Origin of the sequence: Methylomonas sp. EFPC3 (genome assembly GCF_029643245.1) — a bacterium.
GTDB lineage: Bacteria > Pseudomonadota > Gammaproteobacteria > Methylococcales > Methylomonadaceae > Methylomonas > Methylomonas koyamae_B.
Genome location: NZ_CP116398.1, coordinates 1771255 through 1789997 on the forward strand (window position 1 = coordinate 1771255; position 18743 = coordinate 1789997).

Sequence of the window (18743 nt, forward strand, 5' to 3'; positions counted from 1 at the left end):
CCAGTTAGCAATCAATGAATACCCTGTGCCGCTTTGGACGGTTTCCGGACGGGCAAACACCGCCAACCAGGCCAAGACGGTGAAGGTTATGAAATGGGGTTTGTCGGCTTAGCTGGTAAGGTAGCGACTTCTTCCCATGATTTACTTGTTGCATTGAATAAAGTCCGCCTAGTCATCAAACCAATTTATCTGGTATGGTTGTCGGCGAAAGCCTACAAGCGCCCCAGTCAAATCGGTTAGCCGCAGCGCTTTCACATAACCATAACGTGGCGGCGACCATTGCACGCCACGAATCCAGAATCATCCGTCAAAAACCGAGGCTTATCGTGAAAACATTAGAAGAATTCAAAAAATTTATCTTGAAAGGCAACGTGGTTGATTTATCGACCGGTGTGATTATCGGCGCCGCATTTACCGGCATCGTAACGGCGTTTACCAAAGGTATCGTCGAACCTATCCTGGCATTGGCCGGCGGCGGCCCGCAACCGAAATTGACGATTCCGATTATGGAAAAAATGGTGGAAGTGACCGAAAAAAATGCCGCCGGAGAAAGTGTAACCCATATGGTCAACAAATTGATCGAGTTGGACCTGGGCGGGATTATCGGCGCTGTGGTCAGTTTCCTGATCACCGCGGCAGTGGTGTTTTTCGTGATCGTTAAACCGATGAACAAGTTGGTGGAAATGTCCAACCGCAACGCGCCAGCAGAACCAACTCCGGAACCGGTCATTCCCGAAGACGTTAAATTGCTGACCGAAATCCGCGATTTGCTGAAAAAATAAACCCGGCCATACGGAAGGGGTTAACGACGCAACCCCTTCCCCTCTAAACCTTGTAGGTCGGGTAGCCTAGCGTAATCCGACGACGCTCCGCACCCAGTCTGGTCACACCCGCCGACCATCAACTCAAGGCATACGGTTGCCTCGCCCCTCTGAACCGTTTCCGGGTTCAAACCGATCTTACCGACGATTTAACCGAACGAACCTTGGCGGAAAAGGATTGCGCAGTTCACATCGCGGCCGGGAGGAGTAGAATTAGGCCGACCAGCAACGGAGGATAGAACTATGGCAGTTGCCGAAAAGTTGAAGTTGAGCTGCACAGAGTATCTGCAAGGCGAAGAGGCCGCGGCGGTAAAACACGAATATTTGGACGGCGAGGTCTGGGCCATGGTCGGCGCCAGCGATGCGCATGTTTCCATTGCTATGAACCTGGCCTTTCTACTGAAACAAGCGCTGAAACAGTCGCCTTGCCGGGCCTATATTTCCGACATGAAAGTCAACGTCGCTGCGGCCAACGCCTTCTTTTACCCGGACGTACTGGTGAGTTGCAATCCCAAAGACCGGGACAACCGTTTGTTCAAACAACACCCGGTATTCATCGCCGAGGTATTGTCGCCCTCCACCGAAGCTTTCGACCGCGGCGCCAAGTTTGCCGCTTACCGCCAACTCGACAGCCTGCAGAGCTATTGGTTGATCGACAGCCGGACTCAGGCCATCGATTGCTTCAGGCGCACCGCAGACAACGCCTGGCTGTTGCACAGCCATACCGGACCTGGCGATAAACTGGCAATTCCGGAGCTGAATTTGGAACTGGATTTTGCCGAAATATACGCCGACGTCGCGCTGGATTCCGAGCAGCCGCTGACGGCAACCCTCGGTTAAGCCGCTTAAGGCAAGCCCGCCCTAACCTACCCCGCAAACACCGACAACACCTGCAAAAACTGCCGGCTAACTCGGTCCGAAAATACCGAGAAAAATCATGTGCTTCGCCGTGCGCGAGAGCGACGAAGCCTTGTCTATAGACCGTCGCCGGCCCATAATTCGTCTTCATTTCTGTGTCACCCGAAGGAGTTTGCCAGTGTCTACCGCCACAATTACCCTATCCAGCAAAGGACAGGTTGTTATACCCAAGCAAATTCGCGACGAATTACATTGGGAAGCCGGCACGGAACTTACTCTGATTGCCAATGCATCCGGCGTTACGCTAAAAGCGGTGGAGAAAAAATCCGGCCGCAATTTGGCGGATTTGATCGGCATGCTCAAGCATGACGGACCACCGCTATCCACAGATGCCTTGTGTCAGCCGGTGGAGCTCAATGCAGAAGACGGTGCGGATGCTCCATGATTGCTTTTGACACCAATCTGTTGGTGCGGGCGGTGGTGGACGACCATCCGGAACAAGTTGCCTTGGTTCGGGAATTGATTGCCAGCGACCTGATCTTTGTTTCGCGCACCGTGCTGCTGGAAACCGAATGGGTGTTACGCGCCCGATATAAAAAATCCCGCGACCAACTGATCGCTTTTTTCTCGGCATTATTGGACGTGGACAACGCCGTGATCGAGGATGCGGAAGCCGTCGAAAATGCGCTGGAATGGTACGCGCAAGGCGCCGATTTCGCGGATGCCTTGCATCTGGCGGCATGCGGTAAAGCCGTCATGTATACCTTTGACCGCAATTTTTGCAAAGCGGCCAGGGATGCAGGATTGGCACCGGAAGTGCGGGTTTTAGGAAATTAAACGATTGCCCTACCCCGCAAACACCGACAACACCTGCAAAAAACTGTCCTCCAATTCCGCCTGCAAATGTAACCTCTCACCGGTCGCCGGATGCGCAAAAACCATCTCGGTCGCGGCCAGCATCAAACGGCTCTGGCCGAAACGCTCGGCAAAATAACGGTTGTGGCGGCCGCGGCCGTGATTGGCGTCGCCGATGATCGGGTGGTTGATGTGCTTCATGTGCCGGCGCAATTGGTGTTTGCGGCCGGTTTCCGGGTAGAGCTCGACCAGGCTGTAGCGGCTGGTGGCGTGGCCTTCGATAGCGACCGGGATTTCCGTTGTCGCCAGCCGCCGGTAGCGGGTGCGGGCCTCGCGTTCCGCTTGCGGCTCGCTTTTCCGGCGGCGGTCTTCCGGTTCGTCGCGTAACGGATGGTCGATCAGGCCGTGTTCCGGCGTCCAGCCGCGGACCATGGCCTGGTAGGTTTTGCACACGTCGCCGGCCATCAGCGCCTTGCCCAGGCTACTGGCGGTTTGCGGGTCGCGGGCGAACACCAGCAAGCCGGAAGTGGGTCGGTCCAGCCGGTGCACCGGGTAGACGTGTTCGCCGCCGTTCAAGGCCCGCGCGTATTGCAGGGCAAATTCGGTTTCGTGCTTGTCGATCGGGCTGCGGTGCACCAGCAAGCCGGCCGGCTTGTGCACCGCCAGCAACCACGCGTCGCGGTAAATTTCGATGAGAGGATTGTTTAACCGCACGGAACGAGCCGGCCGGATACGCGAAGCGAACCCTAGGCCTTTGGGCTGGCAGCCATCTCGTGCAATTGAATGTTGATCAATTTGATCGTCGCCAAAATGCCGGCAAAAACTTGGTTGACGTGGACGCCGCGGGTCTTGCGCAACTCGCTGCCGCAGTCCCAGGTAATTACGCACTCGGTCAGCGCGCTGGTATGGCCGCCTTTCGGGATGCGGATTTCGTAATCGGCCAGTGTCGGCAGCCGGTAATCGTACTTTTCCAGCACTTTGCCGATGGCATCGATAAAGGCGTCGAAGCCGCCGCTACCGGCGCCGGTAGCCTGGTGCTTTTCGCCTTTGACGTCCACCCGCAAGCTGACGGTAGACGGCAAGTCCAAGCCGCTATTGATCGCGCAAGCCAGTAATTTGATGTGTTGGTAACTCTTGCTTTCCAGCACGTCAGCGATGATGAACGGCAGATCGTCGGTGGTGATGGTCTGCTTGGAATCGCCGATGCTGACGATGCGCGCCAGCACTTTTTTCTGGTCTTCTTCGGATAAATCCAGTTCCAACTGTTCCAGATTTTTCTTCAACGAAGCCTTGCCGCTCATCTTGCCCAGCGCGTAACTGCGGATGCGGGAAAAGCGTTCCGGACCGAGTTTGGTTTTGTACAAACCGCCCTTCTGGTCGCCGTCGGCGTGGATGCCGGCGGTCTGGGTAAACACGTCGGCGCCGACGATGGGTGCGTTGGCCGCGACCCGCTTGCCGGAAAAGTTTTCCACCATGTCGCTGATCCGCACCAGATGGCTTTCGTCGATCGCCAATTCCAGCCCCATCTTGTCGCGCAACACCACGGCCACTTCCGCCAGCGAGGCATTACCGGCCCGCTCGCCCAGGCAATTGACGGTGCAGTGCACCGCGCTGATCCCGGCCCGCACCGCCGCCATCACGTTGGCGGTCGCCAAACCGTAATCGTTGTGCGGATGGAAATCGAATTGCACTTCCGGATAACGCTGGCACATGTCGCTGAAGCTGGCGAACACCTCGTCCGGCGCCATCACGCCCAAGGTATCCGGCAGCATGAAATGGCTGACCGGGCTTTGCCGCAGCCGATCCATCAAACCGTAGACGTAATCCGGGCTGTTCTTGTAACCGTTGGACCAATCCTCCAAATACACGTTGACCTTCAAACCTTGCTCATGGGCATAGCCGATGGTTTGCAACACGTCGGCACTGTGCTGGTCCAGGGTCTTGCCGAGTTGCTCGCGGCAATGTTTCTCGCTGCCCTTCGCCAATAGATTGATGACCCGGCCGCCGGTTGATTTGATCCAATCCACGCTGCGGGTGTGGTCGACAAAACCCAGCACTTCGACGCGCTCGGCAAAACCTTCCTGCCGCGCCCATTGGTTGATCAGCGTCACCGCTTCCTTCTCGCCTTCCGACACCCTGGCCGACGCCACCTCGATCCGGTCGACGCGCAGGTTTTGCAACAAGGCTTTGGCAATGCTGACTTTCTCCATCGGCGTGAAGGCCACGCCCTGGGTTTGCTCGCCGTCGCGCAGCGTCGTATCCATCAATTGAATGTGTCTGGCCGATGTAGACATGGTTTTCGTCGGTGTTGGTCGAGGTATTGCGCCCGGCGGCGAAACGCAATTGCGCGCCTATCGCCGCCGGGCTTGACCGGTTATTGTCCCTCAACCGGCACCCGCTTTGCAATTTGCGGCCTGCACCCGGCCGTCAACGCCGGGTATAACGATGCTTGACGCCGACCGGAAAATACTCGGCATCGCCGAAGCCGTGCAGCGTGATCTGCGGCAACTGGCGCTCGGCCGGCGTGTAATGGGCGAATTCGCTGTTCAAGCGCAGCAATTGAGTTTTGACCGATTCGGCGATGGCCGGCACCATCTCCGCCGCCGGCGCGACGCCGGGCAACAGTTCCACCGCAATCTGCAGTTCCTTGTCGCCGTCGGCGGTTTCTCGGGTCTGCAACACGAACTTGCCGCTGGCCCAGGCCGCGATCTGCGGCTGCTCCAAACCGACCGTGACATTCTCCGGATAAATATTGGCACCGTAATACGACACCGTGAAATCGGCCCGGCCGAACACGAACACGAACGGCAACTCCCGCGGCCGAAAGTCGGCCGGCAAGCCCAGATCGACATGCGATGTTACGCCGTATCGGCTTAAAAAATCCCGCATCTCGGCGAACGCAACCAAGCCGCCCTTGTCGGCGATGTGGTAGCGCAGCAGCGGTACGCTGGATGCGCCGGATACCACCAGGGTACCGTCGTGCAATTCGAAAAAGCGGCTGGCCGGATCGTATTGCACCAGGGTCGGTAGGCGCGACTCGCCGAACAAGGCCCGGGCCGCATCCGGCCGGTCGGCCAGCCAACGCCGGATCGCGACGCTGTAAGGAGTTTCGTTACCCAGCACGCCGCCGTCGGCGGTGCCGTACAACGACGCACTGTCGCAGCAAATATCTGCAGAGCCGATGCGCCGGGCCAGCAAGCTGCGCCATTCCTCGCTGAACACTTCGCCGGCGAATACCAGCTTGGGCCGGTACTTTGCCCACTCCATACCTTCGGCGATGCCGGCGTCGATCACGTCCTTGACGAACGGCGGATAGCCCAGCAACACGGTTTGTGCGAAGTGCGGCGCCAATTCGCGCACCACCCGCAGAATCTCAGCCTTGTTGTTGCCCGGCGTCGCCACCATCAGCGGATAGCCCTTGCGCGCCAGCTGCCAGCAGCAGGAGGTGGTAAAGATGCCGCCGACCCAATTGCCCAAGGCAAAACACACCACCGCCAAAGTGCTACGCCGATCAGCTTGAAAACTGTCGGCAAACACTTGCTCGAAACGCAGCGCTACCTCCAATTCGTCGGCGGCGGCGCGCGGCCAGAAGGTCGGCTTGCCGGTGGAACCGGACGACACCGCCACCCGGTCCGCGCCGTGCAAGCTGCCACCGAAGCAGCGTTCCGGCAGCGGATAGGCCTGCATGTAATCGGCCTTGCCCATCAACGGCAGATTGTTGAACGCCGCATAATCGTTGACCTGCGCCGGATCGACCTGCCTCGCGGCCAGAAAATCGCGGTAGGCCGGCACCTCGGCGGCGCAGCGTTTGAACAGCTGCAAATATTTGTGCCGGACATCCAACTCGGCATTCTCGGCTAACAATCGATCCAGCGGCGTATTGACGAACCGATCGAACGCTTCGGCGGCCGGCGGCAACGGAAAATCGGACATGGCAATCCCCACGAAAAAAGTCGAAGTCAGATTGTAGCGCCATCCCGGCTCACCCCCAATCTCGTTAAGTTAAGGCCTTTTCACATCCTGTAGGAGCGGGAACAGCCTGCAACCGAAGGCTTATGATCGCGGGCATGGCCCGCTCCTACCATCCTTAACTCAACGACATTGAGCTCTCCCCAACCGGCATTTGCGCGATAATCGGCTTTTCCTCGTCCGGCGTACCGATCATGCAAGCACTGGTTTTATCCGACACCTTGGCCTACCGCACCGACTTTGCCGAGCCGGTGCCGGCAGCGGACGCAGCCTTGATCGAACTGCGCCTGGCCGGCATCTGCGCCACCGATCTGGAATTGGCGCAAGGTTATGCCGGCTTTAGCGGCATTCCCGGCCACGAATTCGTCGGCCGCGTGGTGGCGGTCGGCGACCCGCAACACGACGCTTGGCTGCAACAAAGGGTGGTCGGCAGCATCAACATCGGTTGCCAAACCTGCCCGGAATGCCTGCAACACGGCCCGGAACATTGCCCGAACCGGCGCGTGCTGGGCATCCGCGGCCAACACGGTGCCTTCGCCGACTATCTGACCCTGCCGATTCGCAACCTGCACCGCATCCCCGACGCGGTGCCGGATCGGGCGGCGGTATTTGTCGAACCGCTGGCGGCGGCCTTGCGCGTGGCTGAGCAACTGGCGCAGCGGCCGGCCGGCGAAATCGCCGTGGTCGGTCCGGGCCGGCTCGGCCTGTTGATCGGCAAAGTGCTGGCCCTGGCCGGCCACGACGTCGTGATGCTGGGCCGGACGCCGGCTTCGCTGGCTTTACCGTCAAGTTGGGGCTTGCAGACCGGTCTAGCCGCCGATTGCCCGGACAACCGTTTCGATTGCGTGGTCGATGCCAGCGGCAACGCCGCCGGCTTTACGGCAGCACTACGCCTGACCCGAGCGCGCGGCACGCTGGTATTGAAAAGCACTTTTGCCGCCGGCGCGGCGCTGGATTTAAGCAAAATCGTCGTCGCCGAAATTACGCTGCTCGGCTCGCGCTGCGGACCGTTCGCTGAGGCGGTGGAATTATTAGTGAAAGGCGCCGTGCCGTTGGAGACCATGATAGACGGCGAATACCCGTTGCGCGACGGCGTCGCCGCGTTCGCCCATGCCGCCCAGCCCGGCGTGCGCAAAATCCTGCTGCGGTGCTAAACCGACTCTTGTCGATATAAACCGACGATGGTCCGGATATTGACCAGCATGGCCACACTCTCGGCCAGCAACGCCGGCCAAGCCTGCCAATACAGGTCGTTGCCGATCCAGGCCAGGCTGGAGGCCAGCAAGGCGATGCGCATCCGCCGGTTATCCAGATAAAACAACGCGACGGTGGTATTGATGGTCGCAAAGCCCGGCGCCAGCGATATCGGCCCCTGCCAGGAGAATGCAGTGAACGCGGCGAAAGCCAAGGTAAATCCGGCCGCCGTCCAATGTTTGCCGGCCCCGTGGGTGAGGTAAGCGGACAACAAGGTGCGCAACGCGGTGCCGGCCATGTTCAAGCCGGCGGTCCAGGCGTTCAATAAAAAATACTGGCCGGCCCAAAACAAGGCCCCAGTCGCCGACCAGCGCCGAAACGCCCGGCCGCCCGGCAACCAGTAAGCGCGCCACTCCAGCACGATGCCGATACTGCCCACCGCATAGGCCAGGCTGTGCAAATCCAGGGTGTCGATCAGTGCGGCCAAAGGTGGCGGATTCCTAAGTTGCAGATTAAATGCGACCGCTAGCGTGTCAACGGCCGGCGCGCCCGTTGTTCGGACGGGTCTGTTAATGTCAAATACGGCTACAGTCCGACCAGGATGATATACGCTAATCCGGATCGGGCATACCGTCGGCCCAAGCCAATCGTCGCAACCCGACCCAGCAAACCCGCGATGTTTCATTATCAAATCGATACGAAATCGAAATCGCCGCGTCAGCCGCCGAAGTCTGGGCCATTTTGTCGGACTTTGCCGCCTATCCGATCTGAAACTCGTTCGTCCGCGCCATTTCCGGCGAAGCCAAAGTCGGCGGCCGCTTGCACGTGCAAATCCAGGCCGACAAGACCATGAAATTTCAGCCGACTGTCGTTACCGTGGAGTCGGAGCGAGAATTGAAATGGCTGGGCCGGGTTCTGCTTCCCGGCCTGTTCGACGGCGAACACCGATTTACTATCGAACCGCTGGCCGCGGACAAAACCCGCTTCCGCCACAGCGAGCGTTTCAGCGGACTGCTAATCCCGCTATTTGCCGCCAGCTTGCAACGCGAGGTGCTGCCCGGTTTTGCAGCGATGAATCAGGGATTGAAAGCCCGCGCGGAACAGCCATAAAGTGGACGAGTATGATTCGGCAGATCCGAAATGCCATATTCATTTTTTGTGGGTTGAGGAGGAGTCCATGTCATCAGCCTAGGGACTGACAGAATTACTGGAATCGACCCAAAAAAGACTATTGGACTTTACCTCCAGATGGCAAAAAATTGACATAAATTTGTCATTCATTCGAAAAGAATCTAATTCCAGGGTTCAGTTGTAATGAGCCGTCGAACCAGTACGTTCGTACTAGTACTTATGCGTCATAGACTTGTCTATGACATCTATAGCATTATATCAAATAATCTAAATTTTAACTATTACCCATAAATGTGGCTTGAATATTAATAAGTTAATATTCAGAGCTATATTAGTGGATTGCTATGCTAGGAATATGGGCTTCAATTTATGGTATTCGAGACTTATTTTATTATTTTTGGCTGATCGCTGTATTTATATAAAAATAAAAGAGGAAAAGATGAAAATTTTAAACGCAATAACCATTTTTTGCTGTGTAACTCAAATGGGCTGCACTGTAGTGCCAACAGTCGAGTACAGCAAAATTTTTAGTGCGAAGGATTTGAAGGGAGATGAAATAGATACTTTCTTTTTAAGTAAGTCTATTATAAAAATTGATCAACAAGGCACTATTAAAAATGCAGAAGGCAAAGATGTTAGCAATTTAACAGTAGTATCAATACCCACTGAATCGATCGATTTTAAAGTCGGCATACGTAAATCTGACCCTATTGGTGTCGAAACTAATCTAAACATTGCAAAGATTGAAAATACTGAACTAATAAAAGAATCGGGTACAGAAGTAACCGATAGAAGAGTTGAAATGATTGAGAAAGTTGGAACCATTATAACCGGTGTTGCGGCCATGGCCTTTGATGCATCTAAGGGACTGGAACCAGGAATGCTTCCCAAAGAAATAAAAACTTCGTTGGTGATGTCATCCAATCAAGTTGGTCGAGAAGGGAAACAAGATGTTGATGCGAGCGAAGGAGTTACAATTGACTTCTCCCCCATACCGCCTGACGCTAAAGCAATTGAAGATTTTTCTGGCCCCATGGAAATGAGTGGTCTAATTTATTCGGCATGTCGTAATGCTACGATAAAATTTACATATTTAGGCCATAAGTACAAGAAAAATCTAAAAATAAGCGATCCTAGATTTTTTCAGCAAGTGGCATTCCCAGTTAAAGGAAAAATTTCATTCCATAGTGAATGTGGTGTATCAGTTACATCGGAAAAAGATACAGGTATTAAAACAGATGCAGAAATAATTAATGCTTTGGTCGCACAAGGTAAATCAATAAAGGACGCAATTGATGCATCCAAAAAGTCGGCTACCGATACCGTAAAAAAATAACTAAAATTAACTTTTAAAAAATTCCTTTTTTAGTCATGCAGCCTCCAATGTTTCAATGCGTTACAATCAATGATGAAAGAGGTTTTTGGACGTTTTCTAAAACAGATCGCCACCTTTCTAATATTTATAGAATTTCAGTATTCCTTTAACAAATTTACAAGAATTAGACGGCGCGTCGATATATTTTTCCTGTATATGCAAATTAGTTATTAGGTGATTTTATGAGATATTTTATTTTTTTATCTCTTTTTATTGGCATACCAACAAGCTGTTTTGCAGATAAGGCATTCCAGATTTTTGTAGATCCTATTAATTCCATATCTGTTCAGGCTAATGGTGTTTCTCCTATACATAAAAGAGATTTGAGTGAGTTGGCCGCAAAAATTGAAGGTACGGAAACAAGCGATTGTCATGCATATGGAAGACATAGTTCAGCCGAGGCAATTGCAAATGTCAAGATTTTGCGTCAAGACGACTCATCTATCTCTTTTTCTTTATCAAATGCAGCAACAGCTTTAGGTGGTCATTTTCGTAACTGCGCTACTTGTGCATTAAGTAATTGTGTGGGAATTTTCGGAAACGATACTACTGGACAAGCTACCGCAAACTCTAGAGCGTTGGTCACAATAAAGTTTGACAAAGAATTTCCAGCCGCAGACTACCTTTTAAATTTTAATAGTTCTTCAAAAGGTATCAGTCCAAAGTTTAAATTAACGGACCGGTTTGGCAATGAAATTAATTTGCAATCAACGAGTGACCAACAAATTATTCATGGATTTCCTGGTAATTTATACTATTTTTCAGTCGATCTAGATATTTCAGTGAGCAATAAAGGCGGATGCTGCAAAGATGAAAAAAGCAATTATTCCGTAATTGACATTAGCGTATTAAAGGCACCAATACTCAGCTCAATGGGGATTGTTGAACCGTATATTAGAGGTGGCGACGAAACGGAACCGGGTTCTTATATGAATGTTGGCGCTATTTTAATTGGAGGAAGATTACACTGTACAGGAACAGTTGTTGGAAAACAAACAATCCTTACGGCAGCACATTGTTTAGAAGGATATGAAAATCAGCTAGACAATATGAGCTTTATCTTAGGTACAAATATACAGCAACCTGAAATTCAAGCAATTGGCATAAGTAATTTCGAATATCCTAAGGAAAATATAATAGGATTCAAGTTTAATCGAAATACTTTAGAAGATGATATAGGATTGGTTTATCTCAAACACGAATTAACCGTTGAGCCAGTAATGTTACATACCGGTTTACCATCATGGAATGAAATATTGGATAAGAGAAAAAATTTGACTTTTGTAGGCTTTGGTTATGATGTCATTGAAGATCAAAAGGTTGGGGTTGGAATAAAAAGAGAGGCGTCTTGGTATATCAATAAGGTAGAGAATCGCAGAGTGGCTTTCCAAGTAATTGGAAAAAATACATGTAAAGGTGATTCCGGCGGGCCTGCTTTCATTTTTTCATCTAGATCAATAATTCAAGTAGGAATAACATCAGGAGGAAATAGTACTTGTACTGAAGGATTTGAAACTAGAATCGACGCTTTTAGCATATGGTTGGCTGGAAAAATAAGATGAATAACAAAAAAAATAGCTTTTAATTTAGCAAGTTACGAATATTTTCTGATCTCATTATAACTAATTATTATTCAATATTTTAAGGTTATTATCGCTAACTAAGCTAAACGCCTTTACAACGGGCGATAGCATTTAGTTTGGGAATTGTTGTCATCGTTCGGTCGAGTTAATTGTAGAAAAGTTTTCATTTATTTTTCTTTTGAAATCTACACCATGGCAACACCCCCTGGTGACGTCAAATTCCTAAGAACACCTTGAAAATCCCTATTTTTTGCAATACACTAAAGTTAAAGTATTCTTTTTATTGTGGCGGTATTTTTGATAATGAGGTTTATTGAGGCGCAACTAACAATGCCAAAATCTAAAAACAACGCTTTATGACAAGCGTTAAACTAGCAATTTACGGCATTAACCTGCCATTCAGAAATCCAGCTTGATAGACTGCTTTTGGCCGAACTCACCCAAAATATACTGACACGCGCTTCTGCAAGCATAAGTATCCTTCAGTGAACTACTCGGCAAGTAGCCAACAATTGCCACCTCCCCCCCAACCGCCCGATTCTCCGCACGCAACCACGCCAACTCCGGATTGGCTTCTAAACGCGGCCGCCAAATTGCTGCGGAATCGGACGGCGAGATGGGTAGCGGCGGTTCCAGCATGATCAGATTGGCCGGTAGAGCCGATCGGCTGCGGCGCGGGAAGCGACCGTCAATACCAGGTCGATGCCGTCTAACAAGGCGGCGGCCAGCTCTCGCTCCCGGCTTTGTGCGGCCACCTCGGCCGGGTCCGGCGGGCGCGGATTTGATCCTGGCAAAGCATTTGCCGCTCCGCCAAACACCCCCAAATCCGAGCGGTCTTAAACCCGCGCCTACCGAAAGTCGGGGCTGAATTTGCAATGACGAGCAAAGCCAAATAAGCTGCAGTCGGACGAAGCCGAAACCCGCTTGGCACCGGCGTGCGGGCTCGTCGCGATTCGGCCAGTTTAGCGGGCTCCGGCGATAACGCCGCAGAAAGCCCCGATCGCACCTTTGTCGTGGCAGACCACGGCGAAGGTTTCGTAACGTTTTTCGCCCTAACCTTAACGAAAGCAGGCTACGGAATTGCGGTTTGGGTTTAACGGCATAGTGCAGGGGGTAGGTATGAACGGTCACCAACACGGTCGGCGCGGGCCGACGTTCCCGATGCGGTTTAACGTGGTTACTTTTTTCCTGGTGGCGTGGCTTGGCTCGGGCTGGGCGGCGGCGGACGAGCCGAACCTGAGGCAACGGGCGTTAACCTACCCGGTATTGATTCCGCGAGTACAGCCCGCATCAAGCGAGGCCGAACAACCGGCCAGCACCCAGCCGGCCCAGCGGGTTGACGACAAGGTGTCCGCGCCCGCGGTTCAGCGCTTGCCGGACCGAATGACGGTCAAACCGCCACTGCTGTCGCAAGATCAGATCCGGCTGAAAAAGGAATTGCACGCGCTAAACCGGCAGAAAAAACAGTTGGAACAAGAGGCGGTGAATGCCAGGAGTCAGCTCGATCAGAAACAGGCGCAGTTGAAGCAAACCAGCCAACCCTTGTTAAAACAAAGACTGCAGTTGGAGATCAATCAGATCAATTCGCAACTGGGTAGTCTGCAACAGAATCTGCAAAACGTTGACCAACAGCGGCAAACCTTGATGATGCACATCACCGATAGCAGCGATTATCAAGACGATACCGAGGAGTTGACGCCTGCCGGTCAGACCGGTTCCGAAGGCCCCGGCCGCTGGAATCCCGATGGCCGTCAGAATTATTGTTTTATCGCCACGGCTGCTTACGGCAGTCCGCTGGCGCAGGAAGTGGTGGCATTGAAACGCTTCAGGGACCGGCATTTGCTGCCATACTCGCTGGGCCGCGCCTTCGTCGATGTGTACTACCGGTATTCGCCGCCGGTCGCCGACTATGTCGCCCGGCACCAAGCTGCCCGGATTGCGACGCGGATGCTGCTCTGGCCGGTGGTGGCGGCACTGAAACACCCTGCCCTGTTTTGGTTAAGCCTGTTGTTCGGGCTGGGTATAGCCGTTAAGCGCCAGCGTAAACCGGTTACCGGCGTCAAATTGTAAAGGCCGAGATGACGGCCATGAGCGGATTGCCCCCTTTGCGCCACGCCCTGTTGGCCGGCGTGCTGAGCTGGGTCGCTGCCGGCTGTAATTTGCTGCACAGCGCGGAGAACCTGGATTTTCCGGACGATGCCGAGTCTGGCGCCATCATGACCGGTAACCGGCCCAGCCAAGCGCAGCGCTTGCGGGAACTGGGTTTGCGCGAGTTTAAACAACAACGCTACGATCTGGCGTTAAGCCATTATCGGCAAGCCCTGGCATTGGCGCACAACACCGAGCCGCCTGAATTCCGCGGCGATTTATTTTACAAAATCGGCCGCAGCCATCTAAAACTCCAGCAATACGCTCAGGCCACGACCGCCTTCGAAAACGGCTTGCAGCAATTCGACGCCGAGCACGAGAATGAGCTGGCGATATTGCACAACATGTTGGGCACCACCTATCGAAAATTGGGCGCGATCGACAAAGCCGGGGCGCATTTGGAGCAGGCTCTAAGCTTGCGGCGTAAACTGGCCGACGGCTTGGGCGAAGCGAGGACGCTGGGCAATCTGGGATTGACTTATCTGGCGCAGGGCCGCTACGCCAAAGCACTGGAGATCTACCATCAAGCCCAACAACGGTTCTCCGCATTGCCGGAGGCGTCAGTTCACGACAAAGGCACCATCCTCAGCAATATCAGCGCGGTTTATGCCGAAATGGGCCGATACGACACGGCCCTGGCCCAGCAACGCCAGGCGTTGGCCATTTTCGAGGCTGCCGAGGATATCGACGTCCAGGCCGATATCGCTTCGGCTTACCACAATCTCGGTTATATCTACGCCGAACAAAAAGATCACCAGGCCGCAACCAAAGCCTTCGAAAACGCCATTGCGATTCGCGAGCAGCTCAACGACCGTTTCGGCGTCGCGGAAACCCAAAACAATCTCGGGCTGACGCTAAGCGAGCAACAGCAGCACACGCCAGCACTCGCCGTGTTATCGAGCGCACTCGACGTGTTGCAACAGCTCGGCACCCGTAAGCCGACCGCGGCCACTTACGATAGCATCGGCAGCGTTTACGCCCGCCTCGGCCAACTCGAACCGGCATTTACCGCCTATTTGCAAGCGCTGGCGATCTGGCGCGACATTGGAGACCGCGACAATGCCAGAATCACCCTGGGAAACATCGGCGCCCTGTTCGAGCGGCAAGGTCAACAGACCTTGGCTATCGCCTTCTACAAGCAGTCCGTCAACCTCAGCGAACGGATACGCAACGACTTGAAATCCCTGCCGGAGCAGGATCAAAAAGCCTATCTGGCCAGAGTGCAGGGTTTTTACCGCAGTCTTGCCGATCTATTGCTGCGCCAGGACCGGGTGATCGAGGCCCAACAAGTGCTGGATCTGTTAAAAGTGCAGGAAGCCGCCGACTTCCTCGGCCCGGTGCGCGGCAACGAAACGACCGGCCAGGGTGTGGCCGAATTGCCGGCAGAGCAAGACATTTTAAAAAACTACGCCGCGTTGGAGCGACAAGCCATCAGCACCGGCCAGGCACTGGCGGCCTTGGACAAACTGGACCGCTCCCAACGGAGCCCGGAGCAGCAAAAACAGTGGCAGGAATTGGACCGGCAGCAACGCAGCCTGCAACGTGCCTTCGCAACCTTCATCGAAAGCCGCGAGATTCAGGCTCTGATCGGCAATCTGAGCCGGGAAGCCCGAACCGCATTGCCGGCTCTGGAACAACTGCGCTCGCTCAAGGACAATCTGGCCCGCTTGGGAACACAGACGGTGTTGCTCTATCCATTGGTGTTGGACGACCGCTTGGAGATCGTCCTGGTCGGGACGCTGAGTCCGCCATTACATATTCCGGTGCCGGTGGACCGCGCAACATTGAATCAGGCGATTGTGGAACTGAGAACCGCCCTCACTCGGCGGCAAAACGACGTCGAACAAAGGGCGCAGACACTGTACCGCTGGCTGGTACAGCCGATAGAACCCCATCTGCACCAGCTCGGTGCCAAAACCATTCTCTACGCCCCCGACGGCGTCCTGCGCTACATCCCGCTGGCGGCCTTGCACGACGGCCGGCAATGGCTGGCGCAACGCTTTAACACCGTCAACATAACCGCTTTATCTCTGACCGAACTCGAGACCCGGCCGCTGCGCGAGCCTAAATTGCTGGCGGCGGCCTTCGCCAGCGGCGATTACGATTTCACCTTGGGCGACCGGCATTTCGACTTCAAAGGACTGCCGTTTGCCGGCCTGGAAGTGAATGATCTGGCCGCTTTGTATCCGGGGGCGCTAAAGCTGGTCGACCGCAACTTCACTCCCGCTGCGGTACTTCCGGAACTGAACCGGTTCAATATCATTCACTTCGCCACCCATGCGGCGCTGGTGTCAGGCAAGCCGGACGAATCGTTCATCCTGTTCGGCAACGGCGAACGGGTTACGGTCGATCAGGTCAAGTACGAGTGGTCGCTGGAAAACGTCGACTTGATTGCGCTCAGCGCCTGCGAAACCGCTTTGGGGGCGTCGCTGGGCAAGGGTGAGGAGATTTTGGGGCTGGGCTTTCTGATGGAAAACGCGGGAGCCCGCGCTACGCTGGCATCGCTATGGTCGGTGGACGACGGCGGCACCCAGGCCTTGATGAACGCTTTTTATCGCGCCCTGCAACAATCCGGCACCACCAAGGGAGATGCCCTCCGCCAAGCCCAGCTATCCATGATAACCGGCGCTTCCGGCCCCGGTTCCGACGACGGCCGCGGCGTGCAGGCCAGCGACGGCGACGGCGGCGTTTCTTTTAGCCACCCCTACTACTGGGCTCCCTTCATATTGATCGGTAACGGCCTTTGAGCCAATCGGCGGCGGCACCAGACCGACCGCTGCGCTTTAACCGACGGGTACACCAAAAAAGCCCCTGAGCAGGGGCTTTTTATAGATACGGTCGCGGCCTACTTTAGAACGGAATGTCGTCGTCGAAATCGTCGTACGCGGCCGGGCCGGAGGGCGCCGGGCTGCCGCCAGCGCCTGCCGGGCGGTTGTCGTAGGCACTCGGCGGCGGCGTATTGCTGTCGGCGTAGCTGGCGGTACCGCCGCTGCGGCTGTCCAACATATGCATATTTTCGGCGACGATTTCGGTGGTGTAGCGGTCCTGGCCGTCCTGGCCCTGCCATTTCTGAGTGCGGATGCGGCCATCGACATAGACCTGGCTGCCCTTCTTAAGGTACTCGCCGGCGATTTTGGCCAAGCCGCTGAAAAACACCACCCGGTGCCATTCGGTTTCTTCCTTGCGCTCGTTGGTATTGCGGTCTTTCCAACGCCGGCTGGTCGCCAGGCGGATCGTGGTGATGGCGTCGCCGCTCGGCATGTAACGTACTTCCGGATCGGCGCCGAGGCGGCCGATCAGCATGACTTTGTTCAGCATGGTTGTCTCCGTGTGTTGTTCAGCAGCAGCCTAACGCCATTGCTGTAAAAATTGGTTGAGTTGGTCTTTGTCCAGGCGCTGGCTGTCGACCTTCAGATAAGCAGCGCGTTCTTCGAAATGCAGCCGGACTTCCTCGACGCCGGCAATCGCCAGCAATTGTTTGGAAAAGTCGCTACCCCGTTCGGCGGCAACGCCTTGTAACGGCAGCAGCAGATTGGCCCAATAGCGCGGCGGCGACATGAACAGCGCGATCACCACCCAGCTGGCGGCCACCCCGGCCGAAAACAGGAACACGGCGACGGCGCCGAATTCGCCGTACAGCCAACCGCCGGCCGCCCCGCCCAGAAACGCGCCGAGGAACTGGCCGCTGGAGTAAATCCCCATCGCAGTGCCTTTTAAATCGCCCGGCGCGGTCTTCGAGATCAACGACGGCAAGGTCGCTTCCAACAAATTAAAACCGCAGAAGAAAATCCACAGACAGGCGATCAGGCCGATCAGCTGGCCGTGCAATACCACGAAGCCGAGATTGGCGACGACCAGGGTCGCGATTGCGCCAAGAAACACCGGCTTCATCTTGCGTTTCTTCTCGGCAATGATGACGAACGGAATGATGCCGGCCATCGAGGTCACCAACACCGGCAAGTACACCATCCAGTGGCTGCCACCGTCCAGACCGGCATCGCGCATCAGCAAGGGCACCACGACGAAGCTGGCCATCAGGATCAAATGCAAGGCAAAAATGCCGTAATTCAGGCGCAGCAGGTCGGGGTTGGTAATCACGCTGCTCAATTCCGACGGGATGTATTCGGCGTCGCGGTGAGTGCTGATTTTTTCCGGATTGGGTACGACGAACAGAATCACCAGAATCGCCAGCGCGGCCAGCACGGCAATCATCCAGAAAATACCGGCAATGCCGAACTGGTGGGCGATGATCGGCCCCAGCGTGATGGCAACCCCGAACGACACGCCGATGCTGGCGCCTATCGTCGCCATGGCTTTGGTGCGGTGTACTTCCTGAGTCAAATCGGCCAGCAGCGCCATGACCGCCGCCGAAATCGCCCCGCAACCCTGCAAGGCCCGGCCGATCAGGACGCCGTAAATATCGGTGGCCAGTGCCGCCCAAATGCTGCCGGCCACGAACAAGACTAAGCCGATCACGATCACAGTCTTGCGGCTGAAGCGGTCGGACAGCAGGCCGAACGGAATTTGCAAAATGGCTTGGGTCAAGCCGTATATACCCATGGTCAAACCGACCAGTTTCGGCGTGGAACCGGGCATTTGCTCGGTAAACAGCGACAACACCGGCAGCAGCATGAACAAACCCAGCATTCTGAGCGCATAGATACTGGCCAGCGACACGGTCGCCCGCTTCTCCATGGCCGTCATCGGACTGGTAATATCCTGAACCTGTGTCAAACCTGTAACTCCTCTTTGCCTCGGTACGATTTAAGCCGCTTATAGTACCAGTTTCTCGCCGGCTTCCTCCAGCGC

At 54.9% G+C, this 18743-nt stretch carries 17 protein-coding genes; 10 read left to right on the forward strand and 7 right to left on the reverse strand.

The annotated features are described in order from the left end of the window. The first annotated feature begins 326 nt into the window (after nt 1–326). The 4 genes from mscL to PL263_RS07915 all read left to right on the forward strand — a co-directional run bounded on the left by mscL (nt 327) and on the right by PL263_RS07915 (nt 2516). A complete protein-coding gene (gene mscL, locus PL263_RS07900) occupies nt 327–782 on the forward strand; it encodes a large conductance mechanosensitive channel protein MscL (protein WP_222101894.1) in 456 nt (151 codons plus the stop codon). Nucleotides 783–1064: 282 nt separating this feature from the next. Continuing rightward, the gene (locus tag PL263_RS07905; protein ID WP_278212477.1) at nt 1065–1661 is read left to right on the forward strand and encodes a Uma2 family endonuclease; all 597 of its coding nucleotides are present in this window, start codon (nt 1065–1067) and stop codon (nt 1659–1661) included. Nucleotides 1662–1857: 196 nt separating this feature from the next. Beyond that, a complete protein-coding gene (locus PL263_RS07910) occupies nt 1858–2124 on the forward strand; it encodes an AbrB/MazE/SpoVT family DNA-binding domain-containing protein (RefSeq protein ID WP_278212479.1) in 267 nt (88 codons plus the stop codon). Beyond that, nucleotides 2121–2516, forward strand: a complete 396-nt coding sequence (locus PL263_RS07915) for a type II toxin-antitoxin system VapC family toxin (protein ID WP_278212480.1) — start codon at nt 2121–2123, stop codon at nt 2514–2516. The genes PL263_RS07910 and PL263_RS07915 overlap by 4 nt, the downstream gene beginning before the upstream one ends. A 9-nt stretch (nt 2517–2525) precedes the next feature. Here PL263_RS07915 and PL263_RS07920 read toward each other — a convergent pair whose 3' ends face one another. The 3 genes from PL263_RS07920 to PL263_RS07930 form a co-directional block, all read right to left on the reverse strand. Further along, on the reverse strand, nt 2526–3248 hold the full coding sequence (locus PL263_RS07920) for a pseudouridine synthase (protein ID WP_278212481.1): 723 nt from the start codon (nt 3246–3248) through the stop codon (nt 2526–2528). Between the two features lie 32 nt (nt 3249–3280). Continuing rightward, nucleotides 3281–4828: an alpha-isopropylmalate synthase regulatory domain-containing protein gene (locus tag PL263_RS07925; RefSeq protein ID WP_278212483.1), complete on the reverse strand. Its 1548-nt coding sequence runs from the start codon at nt 4826–4828 to the stop codon at nt 3281–3283. 133 nt (nt 4829–4961) lie between these two features. After that, on the reverse strand, nt 4962–6467 hold the full coding sequence (locus PL263_RS07930) for a phenylacetate--CoA ligase family protein (RefSeq protein WP_278212484.1): 1506 nt from the start codon (nt 6465–6467) through the stop codon (nt 4962–4964). Between the two features lie 230 nt (nt 6468–6697). Here PL263_RS07930 and PL263_RS07935 point away from each other — a divergent pair, with 230 nt between their 5' ends. Continuing rightward, nucleotides 6698–7657, forward strand: coding sequence for an alcohol dehydrogenase catalytic domain-containing protein (locus PL263_RS07935; protein ID WP_278212486.1), 960 nt, complete (start codon nt 6698–6700; stop codon nt 7655–7657). On the opposite strand, the gene PL263_RS07940 is transcribed toward PL263_RS07935, so the two are convergent. Then, complete coding sequence (locus PL263_RS07940; RefSeq protein ID WP_278212487.1) at nt 7654–8184, reverse strand: YgjV family protein; 531 nt, start codon at nt 8182–8184, stop codon at nt 7654–7656. The two genes, PL263_RS07935 and PL263_RS07940, sit on opposite strands and share 4 nt — an antisense overlap. Nucleotides 8185–8546: 362 nt before the next feature. On the opposite strand from PL263_RS07940, the gene PL263_RS07945 reads away from it, so the two are divergent. From PL263_RS07945 to PL263_RS07955, 3 genes are all read left to right on the forward strand, one after another. Continuing rightward, a complete protein-coding gene (locus PL263_RS07945; protein ID WP_278212489.1) occupies nt 8547–8807 on the forward strand; it encodes an SRPBCC domain-containing protein in 261 nt (86 codons plus the stop codon). 460 nt (nt 8808–9267) lie between these two features. Beyond that, on the forward strand, nt 9268–10164 hold the full coding sequence (locus tag PL263_RS07950; RefSeq protein ID WP_278212491.1) for a hypothetical protein: 897 nt from the start codon (nt 9268–9270) through the stop codon (nt 10162–10164). 221 nt (nt 10165–10385) lie between these two features. Further along, nucleotides 10386–11765, forward strand: coding sequence for a trypsin-like serine protease (locus tag PL263_RS07955; RefSeq protein WP_278212493.1), 1380 nt, complete (start codon nt 10386–10388; stop codon nt 11763–11765). 662 nt (nt 11766–12427) lie between these two features. On the opposite strand, the gene PL263_RS07960 is transcribed toward PL263_RS07955, so the two are convergent. Further along, the gene (locus tag PL263_RS07960) at nt 12428–12580 is read right to left on the reverse strand and encodes a hypothetical protein (RefSeq protein WP_278212494.1); all 153 of its coding nucleotides are present in this window, start codon (nt 12578–12580) and stop codon (nt 12428–12430) included. Nucleotides 12581–12905: 325 nt separating this feature from the next. Here PL263_RS07960 and PL263_RS07965 point away from each other — a divergent pair, with 325 nt between their 5' ends. Next, nucleotides 12906–13856, forward strand: a complete 951-nt coding sequence (locus tag PL263_RS07965; protein ID WP_278212496.1) for a CFI-box-CTERM domain-containing protein — start codon at nt 12906–12908, stop codon at nt 13854–13856. A gap of 17 nt (nt 13857–13873) precedes the next feature. After that, a complete protein-coding gene (locus PL263_RS07970) occupies nt 13874–16681 on the forward strand; it encodes a CHAT domain-containing protein (RefSeq protein ID WP_278212497.1) in 2808 nt (935 codons plus the stop codon). Nucleotides 16682–16784: 103 nt separating this feature from the next. Here PL263_RS07970 and PL263_RS07975 read toward each other — a convergent pair whose 3' ends face one another. Together PL263_RS07975 and PL263_RS07980 are read right to left on the reverse strand one after the other, a co-directional pair. Beyond that, entirely contained in the window at nt 16785–17252 is a 468-nt protein-coding gene (locus tag PL263_RS07975; protein ID WP_278212498.1) for a single-stranded DNA-binding protein, read from the reverse strand. Nucleotides 17253–17282: 30 nt separating this feature from the next. Then, a complete protein-coding gene (locus PL263_RS07980; RefSeq protein ID WP_278212499.1) occupies nt 17283–18668 on the reverse strand; it encodes an MFS transporter in 1386 nt (461 codons plus the stop codon). Nucleotides 18669–18743 lie beyond the last annotated feature (75 nt).